The organism is Pseudomonas sp. KUIN-1 (assembly GCF_009176725.1).
Classification (GTDB): Bacteria; Pseudomonadota; Gammaproteobacteria; order Pseudomonadales; family Pseudomonadaceae; genus Aquipseudomonas; species Aquipseudomonas fragariae.
Genome location: NZ_AP020337.1, coordinates 3,836,604 through 3,851,695 on the forward strand (window position 1 = coordinate 3,836,604; position 15,092 = coordinate 3,851,695).

Consider the following 15,092-nt stretch of genomic DNA (forward strand, 5'->3'; position numbering starts at 1 on the left):
GATGCTGGGTTCGACACTTTGGCTGACACTGGCCACCCTCACCGGTCTGGCTGCCGGATTTGCCCGCGAATGGCTGTTGGTGGCGGCCTGGGGTGCCGGAGGCCAGAGCGACGCATTTCTGGTTTCGATGTTCCTGCCCGAGGCGCTGCGCATGTCACTGGCGGCGGGCTTGCTTAGCGCCGCCGCCCTGCCCCTTTATCAGCAGCGTACCGCTGAACGGCAACAGCGCTGGCTGGGAGGCATGGCACCGCGTCTGTTACTGACCGGGCTGGCAGTGAGCGTCGTTCTGCTGTCGGGCGCCGGTGGGCTGGTGCGCCTGATCGGTCCGGGGCTGGATGCCGACGGCTACGCGCAGGCCGCCAGCGGCCTGCGCTGGCTGGCCTGGTGCGCACCAGGCTTCATGCTGCATGCGCTGTTTTGCGTACCGCTGCAGGCTCGCTCGCGCTTCGTGCTGGCCGGGCTCGGCTCGCTGCTGTTCAACCTGCCGCCGGTCATCTACCTCGCCGCGTTCAGCCATGCCTCGACGTCGACCGGGCTGGCCAGCGCATGCGTACTGGGTAGCGTGCTGATGCCGGGTGTATTGCTGCCAGCCCTGTATCGTTCTGGCTGGCGGCCCTGGCAGTGGCAATCGGAAGCCGGCGCAATGCGTGAGCTGTTGCAGCGCATCGGCCCGCTGCTGAGCAGCAACCTGGCCAGCCAGGGTCTCGCTCTGCTGGAGCGTATGGTGGCCTCGCTGCTCGGCGAAGGCGCGGTGACCTGGGTCAACCTGGCGCGCAAACTGATCAACCTGCCGCTGATTGCCTTGATGAGCCTGAATCAGGTGCTGCTCGGGCTGATGAGCGGCAGTGCCGGCGATCAGCGCCTGTCGCTGCTCAAGCGCGGACTGGGCAGCGCGACCTTGCTGACCTTGCCGGCGGTGGCCGGTCTGATCGGCGCGGCTGGCGCTCTGGTGACACTGTTGCTGCCTAATCAGACCCAGGGCGGGCCGCTGCCGGAACTGCTGGCCTGGTTTGCCGCACCGCTGATGTTCGGTGCCTGGAATGCCTTGCTGGCGCGCTATGCCTACGCCGCCGGTGACACACGCCTACCGCTCAACTGTGAGCTGATCGGCAGCCTGTGCAATGCGCTGCTGCTCGGCGCGCTGCCTTTTGCCTTCGGCCTGACCGGCATCGCCCTCGCCGCGCTGGGCGGCGCACTGGTCACTGGCGTGCTGCTGATGCGCCGCCAGTCATTGCTGGATGTCTTGCCGTGGCGCAGCCACTGGTTGCTGGCCAGCCTGCTTATGGCTATCGCCGCCTTGTCGCTGCATCCATTGCACGACACCTGGCTGCAACTGGGCTTGAGCTGTGTTTACGGCGCGCTGCTGCTGGTCGGGCTGGCGTTATGGCTCAAACCGTGGCGCAACGTATCGGCCTGATCGGCCGCCTGGCGGCAGGCTTCCCTGAAGCGTTCCAGGCGCGGCGAGATGAACTTGTCGCGGTGCCTGATCATGAAGAACCGGCGATTGAGCGGCGGCAGCGGGCTGGCGAGCGTGCGCAACTGCCCGCTGGCCAGCAGGTCGGCGACCACACGACGCGACAGGCAACTGATGCCGATGCCTTGCGCGAGGGTGCGCATGATTGCTTCCGAGCTGCCTACCTGACGCATGTCCTGCAGGTCATGCAAATGCCTGAGCAGCAAGTGTTCGACCTCTTCGCGCGTCCCCGAACCCTGCTCACGCAGCAGCCACTCCGCGCTCTGCAGTTGGCCCAGTGACACGTGTTCCTGCCCGGCCAGCGGATGGGCGCAACCGGCAACGATGACCATTTCATCCACCAGCCATGGCTCGGCGATCAATTCCGGCAGATGACAGGGTGCCTCGATCAGCCCCATGTCGATTTCAAACTGCGCGACCTTGCGAGCAATCAGTGCGCTGTTGCCGATGTCCACATCGATGCGCAATTGAGGCGTCGAGCCGCGCAGTGCCCCGACGATCTGCGGCACGAAGTAATTGCCGATGGTGCTGCTACTGCCGATACGCAGGCGAGCATTCAACGCCGCGTCGGGCAACAGAAAGCTGTCCTCGATCTGCTGGGCGTTTTCCAGCATCTTCATGGCACGCGGCAGCAGTGCCTGCCCACTGTCATTGAGCACCAGCCGCTTGCCCACACGGTCGAACAAACGCGTACCCAACGCGCTTTCCAGCTCGTTCAATGCCGCGCTGGTGGCTGACTGGGACAGCGCCAGAGCGCTGCCTGCGCTGGTAGTGCTGCCACAACGGGTGATCGCGCAAAAAATCTGTAATTGCCGCAGGTTGATTCTCAAGAGCGCCTTCTCTCGCCGAATAAATCTACCTGATAAACAGGTAGCGATGAGAGAGATTACCCGTTTAGAAGATTGACTGTCGATCCGTAGACTGATGGCACGTCCCGAAATCACCAGCAGGAGACTGTCATGAGCAGGCTCGCAATCCTCATCAAGGGCAACGCCCCCCTCGCCGCACTGACCAGCCCGCTGGAGGCGATTCGACAATTCACCCCCAACTGGTTCGCCGTGACCATGGGCACCGGGATTCTGTCGCTGGCCCTGGCTCAACTGCCGGGTGGCCCTGCTCCGTTGCGTGCGGTGGGCGAAGCGTTGTGGTTCCTGAATATCGCCCTGTTCACGCTGTTCAGCGTGATGTACGCCAGCCGCTGGTTGCTGTTTTTCGATGAGGCACGTCAGGTCTTCGGGCACTCCACCGTCTCGATGTTCTTCGGCACCATCCCCATGGGCCTGGCGACCATCATCAACGGTTTGCTGGTGTTCGGGCCGGCACGCTGGGGCAGTACCATTGTCCCGGTTGCCGAAGCCTTGTGGTGGCTGGACGTGGCGATGGCCATGGCGTGTGGGGTGCTGATCCCTTTCATGATGTTCACCCGTCAGGAGCACAGCATCGAGAAGATGACCGCTGTCTGGTTGTTACCGGTGGTGGCGGCAGAAGTTGCAGCGGCCTGCGGGGGATCGCTGACGACGCATCTTGCAGCCGCTGACTCGCAGTTCACGGTGCTGATCACCAGCTACGTACTGTGGGCCTATTCGGTGCCTGTGGCGCTGAGCATTCTGGTGATTCTGCTGTTGCGCCTGGCGCTGCACAAACTGCCCCACGAAAGCATGGCGGCGTCCAGCTGGCTGGCACTCGGTCCCATCGGTACGGGCGCGCTGGGCATGCTGGTGATGGGCAGCGACGCCCCGGCGATCTTTGCCGCCCACGGCCTGGCATCCATCGGCACGGTGGCCGCCGGCATCGGTGTGGTGGTCGGTATGCTGTTCTGGGGGCTGGGTCTGTGGTGGATGGCGCTGGCCGTGCTGATTACGCTGCGCTACGTGAAACAGGGTATCGGCTTCAATCTGGGCTGGTGGGCATTCACCTTCCCGCTCGGGGTGTATGCGCTGGCGACGCTCAAACTCGGTGCTACCCTGCATCTGGGCTTCTTCGATGTCTTTGGCACGTGGCTCGTCGCGCTGCTGGCACTGATGTGGTCGGTCGTGTCAGTACGTACGCTGGCCGGCGCCTATCGGGGTTACCTGTTCGTCTCGCCCTGCATCGCAGCACAAGGATGTGTCCGCCGGTAAGTTCCCTTGAACTTACCTCTGCGACACGGCGCCTGAGAAGAATATCTTCATGACAGAGAGCCTTCATGCCCACCTCAGCATTTTCCGCCAGTAACTTTTCCGGCAACCACGCAGCTCGCGACGAAAACATCGTCATCAATTCCTACACCACCGTGCTGCGCAGGACGGGCGTTCCCCATGAGCTGTTCGCGACCTACTGGCGCGACGTTCATGGCCCGCTGTGCGCCAGGCTTGAAGGCCTGGGCTGGTATGTTCAGCATCACCTGACGCGGGAAAAGGACGGCCATCTGTGGCCGGTCATCGAAGGTGTTACGGCCTTGCCGGGCTACGTGCTGGACGGTGGCGTGGAGATCGGCTTTCTGTCCGCCGAAGCGCAGAAACAATTCAAGGATGCCAGCGCCCTGCTGTTCTCCGATGAGCAGAACATGTTCGAAGAAACCATCGCCTATGACGTGCCGGATGGCTCCAGCACACTGGTGGATCGTCTGCCTGACCCGATTCCCAACGAAACCGCCACACAGGACAAGATGCATCTGCACTTTCATCTTGCCAGCGATGACCTGCCTGCGGCCCGCAAGGCCATTGAGCAGCTCGCCCGTGACATGGCCGCTTCCGATGCGGTGCTGAAACTGCGCCTGCACCTCGCTCAACCTTACGATAACGCCAAGCCTGCACCGCCTGCGCCGGATGTTAATCATGAGGTCGAAGAGTCGCGCTTGAATATCGTCATGATGGAGTTGGTGTTCGAATCGGCCTGGACGCGCAGGACCTATTACGCCAGTGAACACTTCAAGGCGATCACCCAAGGCCTCAGCGAGCATGTCCGCTACATCACGCCGTTCGGTGTCAGCGGTGTCTACACCTATGTGCGCGATGCGCTGATGACCACCGCGGGCGTGCGTGGCAGCAGGCAGGCCGAGCTGATCCGTCAGTTGGGCGCGATCAACCAGACCCGGTCCGAGATCGAAAGCCTGTTTGGTGCGCCATCGACTTTTTGAAACACATGTGACCCGCACGTCTGCTTTAACCGGCACGATTCGGAATCGTGCTTTACTCAGCAAAATGGATTTGGGTGACGCCTGTGAAAGCTCTGACGACTCGTGAGGTGTATCAGCAACTGCGGGATGCTGCGATGGGTACACGGTCGCTGAAACTTATCGGTACACCCTCCGGTTCCGGGCTGCAACAGGTCGAGATCGATGGCTGGCTAATGTCGCTGGAAATCACTGAAGGCAGCCCGACCCGCTGTCGGGCATGTCGCTGTCCGTTGGGTCGGGAGGGCTCGTTCGAAAGCTGGCTACGCACTGATCCGGTGAGTTTGCTCAGTGGCTGGGAGCATGCGCAGATCGAGCGGTTGCTGGGTGAGGCGGCAGCCGAACAGCCTGGGCTCGATCAGGTTCGGGGTCAGTCACCAGACTTTCAATGACCGGTGCTCAATGTTCCAGATTGCGTTTGGCCAGGGCACCTCATGTTCCGCATGGTAATGCCTTTCGTGATGCTCCGCGTCACACGGCGGCTCTGCGACTTCAGGTGGATTGGGGCTCGACACAGACTCTCGTTCCCACGCTCCGCGTGGTAATGCAGTTCGTGACGCTCCGCGTCACACAGCGGTTCTGTGACATCAGGTAGATTAGAGTTCGACTCAGGCCACCTTTTCGCCCCTCGGCGACTCACTTTGAGGGACCAAAGTGAGCAAAGTCCCCGCTCCGGTTTCCGGCCCGACTTCGTCGGGTTCCTTCGTCCTGTCACTGATCCGGGGGTCGCCGCAACGGGCCCTCCATGGCCCGGTGCGGCTAGCCTGGCGTCCTGCCAGGCTACCCCCGAATCAGCGCCAGGACTCAGCCGTCACTTACGTCGCACTCTGCGTCGTCAGTGCCATCGTGGTTGAAAAGCGCTTTTGCGGCAGTGGCTGCGGGCAGCGCATGACTATCGTTCCTCACGCTCCGCGTGGGAATGCAGTTCGTGACGCTCTGCGTCACACAGCGGTTCTGCGATTTCAGGTGGACTGGGGTTCGACTCAGGCCTCCTTTTCGACCATCAGCGAGTGATTTTGATGAGGCTAAAGTAACCTCACACTCTGTGCCGTCAGTGCCATTGTGATTGAAAAGCGCTTTGCCTGGGCTCAGCCCATTGCTGAATCGTTTAACTCGGCGTTAAATGGCCACTCAGACGATAGGCAACACCATAATTCCAATAATTACAGAAGGACCACCACCATGAAATCCCTTCCTCTGCTCGTAGGCCTCGGCGCCCTTACAGCCGCTTCCAGTGTGTTTGCCTGGGATTACGTGCTGCTCGACACCGACAAGGCTGCGCAGAATCAGCAGATCACCAGTCAGCAACTGGGCGTCAAGACCGACAAGCCGTTCACTGTCACGATGCGTACGCTGCATGGCGGTCGTCAGGAAGGCGTGAGCATCATCGATATCGACAACGGTACGATGAAGCTGTCGGTCGTCCCGACCCGCGGCATGAACGTGCTGCAGGCATCAGTCGGCGATGTGCGTATGGGCTGGGATTCGCCGGTCAAGGACGTGGTCAATCCGGCCTTCATCGAGCTCAATGGCCGCGGCGGATTGGGCTGGCTGGAAGGTTTCAACGAGCTGGTAACCCGCTGCGGCTACGAGTGGGTGGGCCATCCGGGGATGGACAACGGCGAGCTGCTGACCCTGCACGGCCGTGCAGCCAATATTCCGGCGAGCAAGGTGACACTGCAGATCGACGAAAAACCGCCGTACGCGATCCGCCTCAAGGGTGAATTGAAGGAGCAGGCGTTCAAGAAGGTCGACTTCTCGGTGCAGACCGAACTGGTCACCGAGCCCGGCAGCACGAGCTTTTCGCTCAACGATACGCTGACCAACAATGGCGACTATCCGAAAGAATACCAGGCGCTGTACCACAGCAATTTCAGCACGCCGTTCCTCGAGCAAGGGGCGCGTTTCGAAGCGCCGGTCAAGCAGGTTTCGCCGTTCAACGACAAAGCCAAGGGTGATCTCGGCGACTGGCAGACCTACCGCGCGCCGACGCCGGATTACGACGAGACGGTCTACAACATCGTGCCTTACGGTGATGCCAAGGGTGACACGCTGACCGTTCTGCACAACAAGGCTGGCAGCCTGGGCGTGTCGGTCGGTTTCAATACCAGGCAGTTGCCGGTGTTCTCGCTGTGGAAAAACACCGACACCAAAGGCCAGGGCTACGTCACCGGACTGGAACCGGGGACCAGCTTCTCCTATAACCGCCGCTTCCAGCGCCCGCTGAATCTGGTGCCAACCATTGCCCCGAAAGAGCAACGTCAGTTCCAGATCAGCTACAGCCTGCTGGCTGACAAAGGCGCGGTCGACAAAGCCCTTGGGCAGGTCAAGCACATTCAGGACGGTCGCGAAACTGAAGTGCGCAAAGAGCCGCTGGTGGACCTGAGCAAGGAGCAATGATCGTTATCTGACGATTTTTCAACGCCGCGCTGAAACAGGGCCGGGTGTCGACGCAAGCCATTACGTCGACATCCGGCCCTGCTCGTTTCGGTGGTAAAAAATTCTCACAACACTTGAGGTTTTCGCCTGTCTACACCCTCTCAACCCTTCGAAGACGAGCATGCACATGAAAATCCTGATGGTTTTGACATCCCATGACCAACTGGGCGACACCGGCAAGAAAACCGGTTTCTGGCTCGAAGAGTTCGTCGCGCCGTATTACGCGTTCAAAGAGGCCGGTGCCGACGTTACGCTGGTTTCTCCGAAAGGCGGTCAACCACCGCTGGACCCGAAGAGCGATGAGCCCGACGCGCAGACCGAAGACACCAAGCGTTTCTCCAAAGATGCAGATGCGCAGAAAGCACTCGCTAACACCGGCCTTCTGTCTGGCGTCAATGCTGCCGATTTCGATGCCGTGTTCTACCCGGGCGGTCACGGCCCGCTGTGGGACCTGGCTGAAGACAAGCACTCCATCGCTCTGATCGAGGCATTTGCCAAGGCAGACAAGCCACACGCAATGGTCTGCCATGCACCTGGCGTATTGCGTCACGTCAAAGCAGCGGACGGCCAGCCACTGGTCAAGGGCCGCCGCGTCACAGGCTTCACCAACAGTGAAGAAGAAGCGGTCGGCCTGACCAATGTCGTACCTTTTCTGGTCGAAGACACGCTCAAGCAACTGGGCGGTGACTACTCCAAGGGCGACGACTGGGGCGTTTACGTATTGACCGATGGCAAGCTGGTGACTGGCCAGAACCCGGCCAGTTCGGCGCAGGCAGCCAAAGACCTGATCACGCTGCTGAGCTGATCGATGTGTGCGGTTCGGCGTCCGACGCGATCAGCATCGGGCAACGGACCGCGCGTCATTTAAATCGAATCTTGCACACGCCACACTGACCAATAACCACACCCCTCGACAATAAGGAATACGGTCATGGCTGATGAATCCAAACGCGAAGACCTCGATCACAAGCCGGAAAACGCCGGCAAAGTGGGCGAGAAGAACAAACAGCTCAATCAGCAGGGTGAACAGGCCCGACCTGCCACCTCTCCCGACCCGCAGAAAGACAAGTCAGGCAACTGACGCCGCGTCAGAGCAAGCCGCGCTCGGCACACACCTTCACGACTTGTTCACGCAGCCAGCCACTGGCTTCGTCTCGATCCGCCTGGGCGCTCCACAGCATGTCCAGACTGAAGCCGGGCAAGTCAGGTGGCAGTTCGAATACGCAAATCCACGGCTCATTGCCCAGCAGCGTCTGAATACGGCGTGGCAGAACCAGAATGAAATCGGTGCCTTCCAGCAATTGCAATGCCGCCCGGTAGCTGTTGGCGCGCGCGACGATGTGGCGCTCAAGCCCCTGGCGCTGCAGCCAGCCATCCACCATGTTGGTGTCGGACGTCCAAGGCGTCGGGTAGACATGACGGTGCCGGATGAAGGTTTGCAGGTCGATCAGGGCGCTGACCGGCGCGAACCGGGAGTCCATGATGCAAACCAGATCATCCTCCATCAACACCTGCGAAATCAGGCTGTCCGGGACTCGGTGAAAGCCAGGCCCGAAGCACAGGGCGAGGTCAAACAGACCGTCGTTCAATTGCTCGGCAGGCAACTGCTTCTCCAGCTTTTGCACATTGACCGTCACCGAGAAGCCGGCTGCAACGAAGTCACGCAGCAAATGCGGCAATACCAGCAGCTCGAAATACTCAGGCGCGCAGACCGTGAAGGTGGTCTGTGCGCGAGTCGGGTCGAACAGATCGAGACCGTCATGACACAGGTTGACCGAGCGGAGAATCTGCTGCACATGGTCATGCATGGCCAACGCCTTGCGGGTCGGACGCATGCCGTTGCGGGTGCAGATGAACAGATCGTCCTCGAAGTTGGCACGCAGCTTTTTCAGGCAGTAACTGACCGTCGACTGGCTGACATGCAACGCTTCCGCGACCAGGGTCAGGTTGCGCTGCTCATACACCGAGACAAAGACCATGAGGTCCTGCATGTCCAGCTTTCTCAGGGCATTACTGTTAAGCATCAAGGCATCTCGCTGGCGCTATGACCGGGCGGTCAGGTCAACGCGCACAAGATAGCATCAAAATGCAATCATTCAGCCTGTCTGCCAGTGATGACAGGTTCGCCGAGTGCGTCGCGCAGATGATCAGCATAACGTCGAGGGTCGAGTCGCACCACCATCAACAGCATGATCACGACCAACGCCATCAGTGACCACCATGCACCCGCAAAGCTGCCCGTCAGGTCACGAATCACTCCGGCAAGCAGCGGCGACAGGCTGGCGATCAGATAACCCACGCCCTGCACGAATGCCGTCAGGCTGCCCGCCTGCTGCGGATCATCGCAATGATCCATGGACACGATCAGGCTCATCGGAAAAAGACCGCCAATCCCCAAGCCCAGCAGGCATGCCCACAGCAGGCCCAACTGCTGCGGCATCAAAATCAGCCCGGCAAAGCCGGTCATCATCAATATCAGCAGCACAACCAGCGCCACGCGCTTATCGCGACTGCGGTTGGCCAGCGCCGGAACCAGCAGACCCGATACGACCTCCATCAGGGTCAGAAAGCCCAGCAGTAACCCTGCACCCTGCTCACCCCAGCCGTTTTCCAGATAATAGGGCGCCAGCCAGGCCAACACACAGGTATAGGACGCAGTGCCAAGACCGAAGAAAATCCCCAGCATCCAGGCCCGAGGCATGTGGAAGAAGGTCTGCCGGTGCCCTGCAGCGATTGACGCGTCGGACTGCAACACGTGCCGCTGGGCAAACCAGAAGCACATTGCCAGAAGAGCCAGTAGCGACCAGACCGCCAGGCCGACGCGCCAACTGCCACTGCTGCTCATTACCAGAGGGCTGAATGAGGCGGCCAGCGCGGCCCCGCCCATAATCGCGGTCACGTACAGCCCCATGTACAAGGAGACGTCGGCCTTGAAGCGCGATTTGATCAACGCGGGCATCAGCGCCTGAATCAAGGCAATACCCAGACCCGCCAGCACAGCGCTGAAAATCAGTTCGGCAGCAGAATCGAGAAACAGACGCGCCAGGGTTGCCAGACCGATAAGCGCCAGTGAAAGCATGATGCTGCGATACGAACCCAGGTAACGAGCAATGCCCATGCCGAAAAACATGGCCAGTCCCATGGCCATGACCGGCAGCATGGTCAGCAACGACGCCGTCCCGAAACCCAGCGGGACGTCCAGACGAATCGCCACCAGCAATGGACCGACCGCGGCCATCGAAGGGCGCAGGTTCAGCGCCACCAACAGGACACTGATCATCAACCCCATATTCTGAACCGCCGAGCCACGCATCTGCATACCGTCACCATCGCTATTGATGGTCATGATTAGGCCGGGCGCGTGCTCAGGTGACAAATCAAAATCTGGGCCGTGCTATCTAAAAATCAGTTCACCCATGCCACAGGCAGATTTCAGGCATTCTGCCGACGGCAGCCGCAGGATTCTGCACCCTCGGTCTGTGCGGTTTCAGGCTCAACCACCTCATCCACGCCCAGCCACCAGGTCAGACCGCGACACGGGTATTGCACATAGAACGGCTGGCCCATCATCGGCGTGGCGATCGAGACATTCTGCTCCCAGGCCAGGGCCAGAATGCGATCGAACGGTTCGTGCCAGGCATGCATCGACAGGTCGAAGGTGCCGTTGTGGATCGGCAGCAACCAGCGACCGCGCAGGTCCAGGTGCGCCTGCAGCGTCTGCTCGGGCTGCATGTGCACATCGGGCCACTCGACGTTGTAGGCGCCGGTTTCCATCAGGGTCAGGTCAAATGGTCCGTATTGCTCGCCAATGGTTTTGAAACCATCGAAGTAACCGCTGTCGCCACTGAAGAAGATCCGTTGATCGCCATCGATCATCACCCAGGACGCCCACAAGGTGCGGTTGCTGTCGAGCAGCGTACGCCCCGAGAAATGCTGCGAGGGCGTGGCGACGAACTCGATGCCCACCACCTCGGTCGACTGCCACCAGTCCAGCTGACGCACCTTGTGCGCAGGCACGCCCCACTCGATCAACGTATCGCCCACGCCAAGCGGCGCCAGAAAGTGCTCGGTCTTTTCGGTCAGCGCCTTGATGGCCATGCGATCGAGGTGATCGTAATGGTTGTGCGAAAGAATCACCGCCTTGATCGGCGGCAACTCTTCGAGGCTGATCGGCGGCTGATGAAAGCGCTGCGGGCCAGCCCACTGCACGGGCGAGGCACGCTCGGCAAACACGGGGTCGGTCAGCCAGAACTGGTCGCGCAGTTTGAGCAGAACGGTCGAATGCCCCAGGCGGTAAACAGTGTTGTTCGGCGCTGCCAGCAACTGTTGACGCGACAGCGGCTGTACCGGAATGTCGCCTGCCGGGCGTGTGTCCTTGGGCTTGTTGAACACCTGATCCCAGAAAATCCCGAGCGTGCGCAGCAGACTCGACGGCTTCATGGCCGCATGATTGCGGTATCGCCCTGCGTGGCGGGACAAGACAGGCAGTGAAGAAGCATACTTTTTCTGATGTGTCGAGGCCATGGTTCGCTGACTCCTGGGGGCAGGTTGAGGCTCCAGCCGTGCATTCTTCGTACGTGATCCTGTTGCAGGATGTCCGAGGGAAAATATGTAACAGTGTTTTACACTACACGGTGTAGTTTTAAGCTTGCATGATCCTTGGCGACAAGTAAACTGCTGAGTGTAATTTTCTCTAAACGCACGTTTGAAGCGAACCTAATGACCGAACCCATGCGCCTTACCGATCAGAAACGCGAATCCATCGTCCAGGCGGCTATTGCCGAATTCGGCGATCGTGGCTTCGAGATCACCAGCATGGACCGGATCGCCGCGCGGGCCAAGGTTTCCAAGCGTACGGTCTATAACCATTTCCCCAGCAAGGAAGAACTGTTCGCCGAGATGCTGCAGCGCCTCTGGAGCTGCGCCCCGCCGCAGGCTGAGGTGGTTTTTCGCCCGCAAATCGGGCTGCGCGAGCAGTTGCGGGAATTGCTGTGGGGCAAGATGCGCAATCTGACCAACAGCCACTTTATCGACCTGGCCCGCGTGGTGGTCGGCGCCACCATTCACTCACCCGAACGGGCTCAGGTGTGGATGGCGCGTATCAATGAACGAGAAGAAACCTTCAGTGCCTGGATTCGCGCCGCGCAGAAGGACGGCCGCCTGAAGCCGGTTGACCCGGCCTTTGCCGCGACGCAAATGCATGCATTGCTCAAGTCGTTCGCGTTCTGGCCGCAGGTGACGTTCAGTGCTGCATTGCTTACCCCCGAGGAGCAGCACACGGTGGTCGAGTCGACGCTGGACATGTTTCTCGGCTGGTACGAAATAACCCGCTGACGCTGAAGCGGTCAGTCCAGCACAACGCCCCGGCACTCACCAAAGCCAATCGAGACGTGCCCTTCGCGATGACAACGGGCACGCAGAATCACTTCGTCGCCACTTTGCAGGAACATGCGCACTTCGCCATTGGGTAATGTGACCGGTTGTTTGCCGCCTGCGGTCATCTCCAGCAGGCTGCCATACTGACCTTCCTGGGGGCCGGACAACGTACCGGTGCCGAGCAGGTCACCCGGCTGCAATTTGCAGCCGTTAACGCTGTGATGCGCAACCATCTGCGCCACTGTCCAGTACATGTTCAGCGAGTTGCTCAGACCCAGCCTGTGGGGCGCCAGCCCGTCGGCTTTCATCTGTGCAGTCCGCAATAGCACTTCCAGCTCGATATCCAGCGCCCCGCCCTGCTGATCGTGGTCATCGAGCAGATAAGACAGCGGTTGCGGATCGCCGTCCGGACGTGGCGGTTGGGCACGACGAAACGGTTCAAGCGCTTCGGCAGTCACCACCCAGGGCGAAATCGTCGTGGCAAAACTCTTGGACAGAAACGGTCCCAACGGCTGGTATTCCCATGCCTGTATGTCACGCGCCGACCAATCGTTGAGCAGGCAGAACCCGGCAATATGCTCAGCGGCCCGATCGATCCCGATGGACTCGCCCTGGGCATTCCCCGGCCCGATCCAGACCCCCAGTTCCAGTTCGTAATCCAGGCGTTGGCAGGGACCGAAAGCAGGAGCGTTCTGACCTGCCGCCAGGGTTTGTCCGCTGGGGCGCCGCACAGCCGTACCCGAGGGACACAAGGTCGACGCTCTGCCGTGATAGCCGATCGGCACGTATTTATAGTTGGGCAGCAGCGGGTTGTCCGGGCGGAACAGCTTGCCGACATTCAGCGCGTGATGAATACCGACGTAGAAGTCCGAGTAATCACCCACCCGAGCGGGCATGTGCAACGTGCACTCACTCATCGGCAACAACAAACCGGCAACGCCCTGCAGCCTGTCGCGCTGCGGGCTGTCTTCATCGAGCAACTGCAACAAGGCGGCGCGCAATGCCTGGCGGGCAGCGGCACCCAGTGCAAGAAAATCATTGAGCTGGTCGCGGCTGGCAACCTCGGCAACCTCGGCGGCCGGTGCCTGAAACACCCCGGCCTCTGTTGCTGCGCGCAGATCGAAAATCCTGTCGCCTATGGCCACTCCGCCACGCGGGCAGGTCTGGCCATGGCTGAACACGCCCAACGGCAGGTTCTGCAGCGGGAAATCGGCATGCCCGTTGGCAGATTCGACCCAGCTACGACGATTGAGCGCGGTAGTCATCAGCGTGGCTCCTGGGTGAACGTCCTGGCCATATCCTTCCAGCAGGCATCGTAATCGGTTTGCAGTTGCGGACAGTCGAGCGCGTGACGACTGGGGCGCAATACCTTGCCGGTTTCGAACATGAAGGCCATGGTGTTGTCGATCCTGTGCGGTTTCAGCTCGGCAGCAATGGCTTTTTCGGCGGTAACATTGTCGGGGCCGTGCGCACTCATGCAGTTGTGCAGCGAAGCGCCACCGGGCATGAAACCTTCGGCCTTGGCGTCGTACGCGCCGTCGATCAGGCCCATGAATTCGTTCATCAGGTTGCGGTGGAACCACGGCGGACGGAAGGTGTTTTCCGCCACCATCCAGCGCGGCGGGAAGATCACGAAATCGATATTAGCCTGGCCATGAATAGCCCCCGGTGAGGTCAGCACGGTGAAAATCGATGGGTCCGGGTGATCGTAGCTGACCGTACCGATCGTGTTGAAACGCCGCAGGTCGTACTTGTACGGAACGTTGTTGCCGTGCCAGCCCACCACGTCAAAGGGTGAGTGCTCCAGTTGCGTCGACCACAGCTCACCGAGGAACTTCTGCACCAGTTGCATCGGCTGGCGACTGTCTTCAAACCAGGCAACCGGGGTCAGAAAATCACGTGAGTTGGCCAGCCCGTTGCTGCCGATCGGGCCCAGTTCCGGGAGGCGCAAGGCGCAACCGTGATTCTCGCAGAGGTAACCACGGGCGCTGCTGTCGAGCAGGTGCACGCTGAACTTCAAACCTCGCGGCAAGACGGCGATTTCCAGGGGCTCGATGTCCAGCAGGCCCAGTTCGGTAACGATTCTGAGCCGGCCCTGCTGGGGCACCACCAGCCATTCGCCATCCGCGCTAAAGAACGCTCGCTGCATGGAGGTGTTGGCGGTGTACAGGTAAACGCTGACACCCTCGGCCTGCTCTGCCGCCGAGGTGCTGGCGAGGGGGATGAGACCGTCAATGAAATCGGTCGGTGCCGCGGGGATATCGAAGGCATTCCAGCGCAACCGGTTGGGGTTGATCGGCCCCGGCTCCTGACCGGCCATCTGCCGATCCATGCGCTGGTAACGCGAATGGGCTGCCGATGGCTTGATCCGATACAGCCAGGTACGTCGGGCTTCGCTGCGCGCGACCGTAAAGGCGGTGCCCGAGAACTGCTCGGCGTACAGACCCAGCGGATGCTTTTGCGGCGAATTCTGGCCAACGGGCAGCGCGCCGGGCAGCACCTCGCTGCTGAACTGGTTGCCAAAGCCCGACTGATAAACCAATGCGCCGGAACTGGAGTGGATAGCCATCTGGACCTCTTGTTGTCATGGGGTCGGGCAGAGACAGGACGAAACATTATTTTACGTAAAGCGATTACGCATAACGTAAT

The 15,092-nt window shown here is 60.5% G+C and carries 14 protein-coding genes; 8 read left to right on the forward strand and 6 right to left on the reverse strand.

The features are described 5' to 3' along the window. Position 1: 1 nt before the first annotated feature. Complete coding sequence (locus tag KUIN1_RS17000; protein ID WP_024661220.1) at positions 2–1,417, forward strand: lipid II flippase MurJ; 1,416 nt, start codon at positions 2–4, stop codon at positions 1,415–1,417. Here the strand turns inward: KUIN1_RS17000 and KUIN1_RS17005 are convergent. Continuing rightward, the gene (locus tag KUIN1_RS17005; RefSeq protein WP_024650925.1) at positions 1,351–2,304 is read right to left on the reverse strand and encodes a LysR family transcriptional regulator; all 954 of its coding nucleotides are present in this window, start codon (positions 2,302–2,304) and stop codon (positions 1,351–1,353) included. The genes KUIN1_RS17000 and KUIN1_RS17005 overlap by 67 nt on opposite strands. Before the next feature lie 129 nt (positions 2,305–2,433). On the opposite strand from KUIN1_RS17005, the gene KUIN1_RS17010 reads away from it, so the two are divergent. The 6 genes from KUIN1_RS17010 (at position 2,434) to KUIN1_RS17040 (ending at position 8,148) form a co-directional block, all read left to right on the forward strand. Then, complete coding sequence (locus tag KUIN1_RS17010; protein WP_054091471.1) at positions 2,434–3,594, forward strand: TDT family transporter; 1,161 nt, start codon at positions 2,434–2,436, stop codon at positions 3,592–3,594. Between the two features lie 65 nt (positions 3,595–3,659). Further along, positions 3,660–4,592, forward strand: coding sequence for a hypothetical protein (locus tag KUIN1_RS17015; RefSeq protein ID WP_103713087.1), 933 nt, complete (start codon positions 3,660–3,662; stop codon positions 4,590–4,592). Positions 4,593–4,675: 83 nt separating this feature from the next. Continuing rightward, entirely contained in the window at positions 4,676–5,020 is a 345-nt protein-coding gene (locus KUIN1_RS17020) for a DUF7693 family protein (RefSeq protein ID WP_060408935.1), read from the forward strand. A gap of 790 nt (positions 5,021–5,810) precedes the next feature. Continuing rightward, positions 5,811–7,028 (forward strand): aldose 1-epimerase family protein, encoded by a 1,218-nt coding sequence (locus KUIN1_RS17030; RefSeq protein WP_024638681.1) that lies wholly within the window; start codon positions 5,811–5,813, stop codon positions 7,026–7,028. A 166-nt stretch (positions 7,029–7,194) separates the two neighbouring features. Next, positions 7,195–7,872 carry a type 1 glutamine amidotransferase domain-containing protein gene (locus KUIN1_RS17035; protein ID WP_024642312.1) on the forward strand — a complete coding sequence of 226 codons (678 nt, stop codon included), beginning with the start codon at positions 7,195–7,197 and terminating at the stop codon, positions 7,870–7,872. A 126-nt stretch (positions 7,873–7,998) separates the two neighbouring features. Continuing rightward, positions 7,999–8,148, forward strand: coding sequence for a hypothetical protein (locus KUIN1_RS17040; protein ID WP_002554136.1), 150 nt, complete (start codon positions 7,999–8,001; stop codon positions 8,146–8,148). Between the two features lie 7 nt (positions 8,149–8,155). Here KUIN1_RS17040 and KUIN1_RS17045 read toward each other — a convergent pair whose 3' ends face one another. The 3 genes from KUIN1_RS17045 to KUIN1_RS17055 all read right to left on the reverse strand — a co-directional run bounded on the left by KUIN1_RS17045 (position 8,156) and on the right by KUIN1_RS17055 (position 11,591). Beyond that, on the reverse strand, positions 8,156–9,091 hold the full coding sequence (locus KUIN1_RS17045) for a LysR family transcriptional regulator (RefSeq protein ID WP_011268357.1): 936 nt from the start codon (positions 9,089–9,091) through the stop codon (positions 8,156–8,158). 68 nt (positions 9,092–9,159) lie between these two features. Further along, positions 9,160–10,386: a cyanate transporter gene (locus KUIN1_RS17050; protein ID WP_116886981.1), complete on the reverse strand. Its 1,227-nt coding sequence runs from the start codon at positions 10,384–10,386 to the stop codon at positions 9,160–9,162. 113 nt (positions 10,387–10,499) lie between these two features. Continuing rightward, complete coding sequence (locus KUIN1_RS17055) at positions 10,500–11,591, reverse strand: MBL fold metallo-hydrolase (RefSeq protein WP_152092137.1); 1,092 nt, start codon at positions 11,589–11,591, stop codon at positions 10,500–10,502. A 195-nt stretch (positions 11,592–11,786) separates the two neighbouring features. Here KUIN1_RS17055 and KUIN1_RS17060 point away from each other — a divergent pair, with 195 nt between their 5' ends. Then, positions 11,787–12,401, forward strand: coding sequence for a TetR/AcrR family transcriptional regulator (locus KUIN1_RS17060; protein WP_003403760.1), 615 nt, complete (start codon positions 11,787–11,789; stop codon positions 12,399–12,401). Between the two features lie 11 nt (positions 12,402–12,412). Here the strand turns inward: KUIN1_RS17060 and fahA are convergent, their stop codons facing one another. Then, positions 12,413–13,708 (reverse strand): fumarylacetoacetase, encoded by a 1,296-nt coding sequence (gene fahA, locus KUIN1_RS17065; RefSeq protein ID WP_011268360.1) that lies wholly within the window; start codon positions 13,706–13,708, stop codon positions 12,413–12,415. Further along, a complete protein-coding gene (gene hmgA / locus KUIN1_RS17070) occupies positions 13,708–15,012 on the reverse strand; it encodes a homogentisate 1,2-dioxygenase (protein ID WP_116886974.1) in 1,305 nt (434 codons plus the stop codon). Before hmgA ends, fahA begins: the two co-directional genes overlap by 1 nt. Between the last annotated feature and the right edge of the window lie 80 nt (positions 15,013–15,092).

Coding starts and splice junctions, on each gene's coding strand:
- KUIN1_RS17050 (WP_116886981.1), bottom strand. CDS start 10,386: ATGCAGATGCGTGGCTCGGCGGTTCAGAATATGGGGTTGATGATCAGT.
- fahA (WP_011268360.1), bottom strand. CDS start 13,708: ATGACTACCGCGCTCAATCGTCGTAGCTGGGTCGAATCTGCCAACGGG.
- KUIN1_RS17060 (WP_003403760.1), top strand. CDS start 11,787: ATGACCGAACCCATGCGCCTTACCGATCAGAAACGCGAATCCATCGTC.
- KUIN1_RS17035 (WP_024642312.1), top strand. CDS start 7,195: ATGAAAATCCTGATGGTTTTGACATCCCATGACCAACTGGGCGACACC.
- KUIN1_RS17000 (WP_024661220.1), top strand. CDS start 2: ATGCTGGGTTCGACACTTTGGCTGACACTGGCCACCCTCACCGGTCTG.
- KUIN1_RS17010 (WP_054091471.1), top strand. CDS start 2,434: ATGAGCAGGCTCGCAATCCTCATCAAGGGCAACGCCCCCCTCGCCGCA.
- KUIN1_RS17015 (WP_103713087.1), top strand. CDS start 3,660: ATGCCCACCTCAGCATTTTCCGCCAGTAACTTTTCCGGCAACCACGCA.
- hmgA (WP_116886974.1), bottom strand. CDS start 15,012: ATGGCTATCCACTCCAGTTCCGGCGCATTGGTTTATCAGTCGGGCTTT.
- KUIN1_RS17055 (WP_152092137.1), bottom strand. CDS start 11,591: ATGGCCTCGACACATCAGAAAAAGTATGCTTCTTCACTGCCTGTCTTG.
- KUIN1_RS17040 (WP_002554136.1), top strand. CDS start 7,999: ATGGCTGATGAATCCAAACGCGAAGACCTCGATCACAAGCCGGAAAAC.
- KUIN1_RS17045 (WP_011268357.1), bottom strand. CDS start 9,091: ATGCTTAACAGTAATGCCCTGAGAAAGCTGGACATGCAGGACCTCATG.
- KUIN1_RS17030 (WP_024638681.1), top strand. CDS start 5,811: ATGAAATCCCTTCCTCTGCTCGTAGGCCTCGGCGCCCTTACAGCCGCT.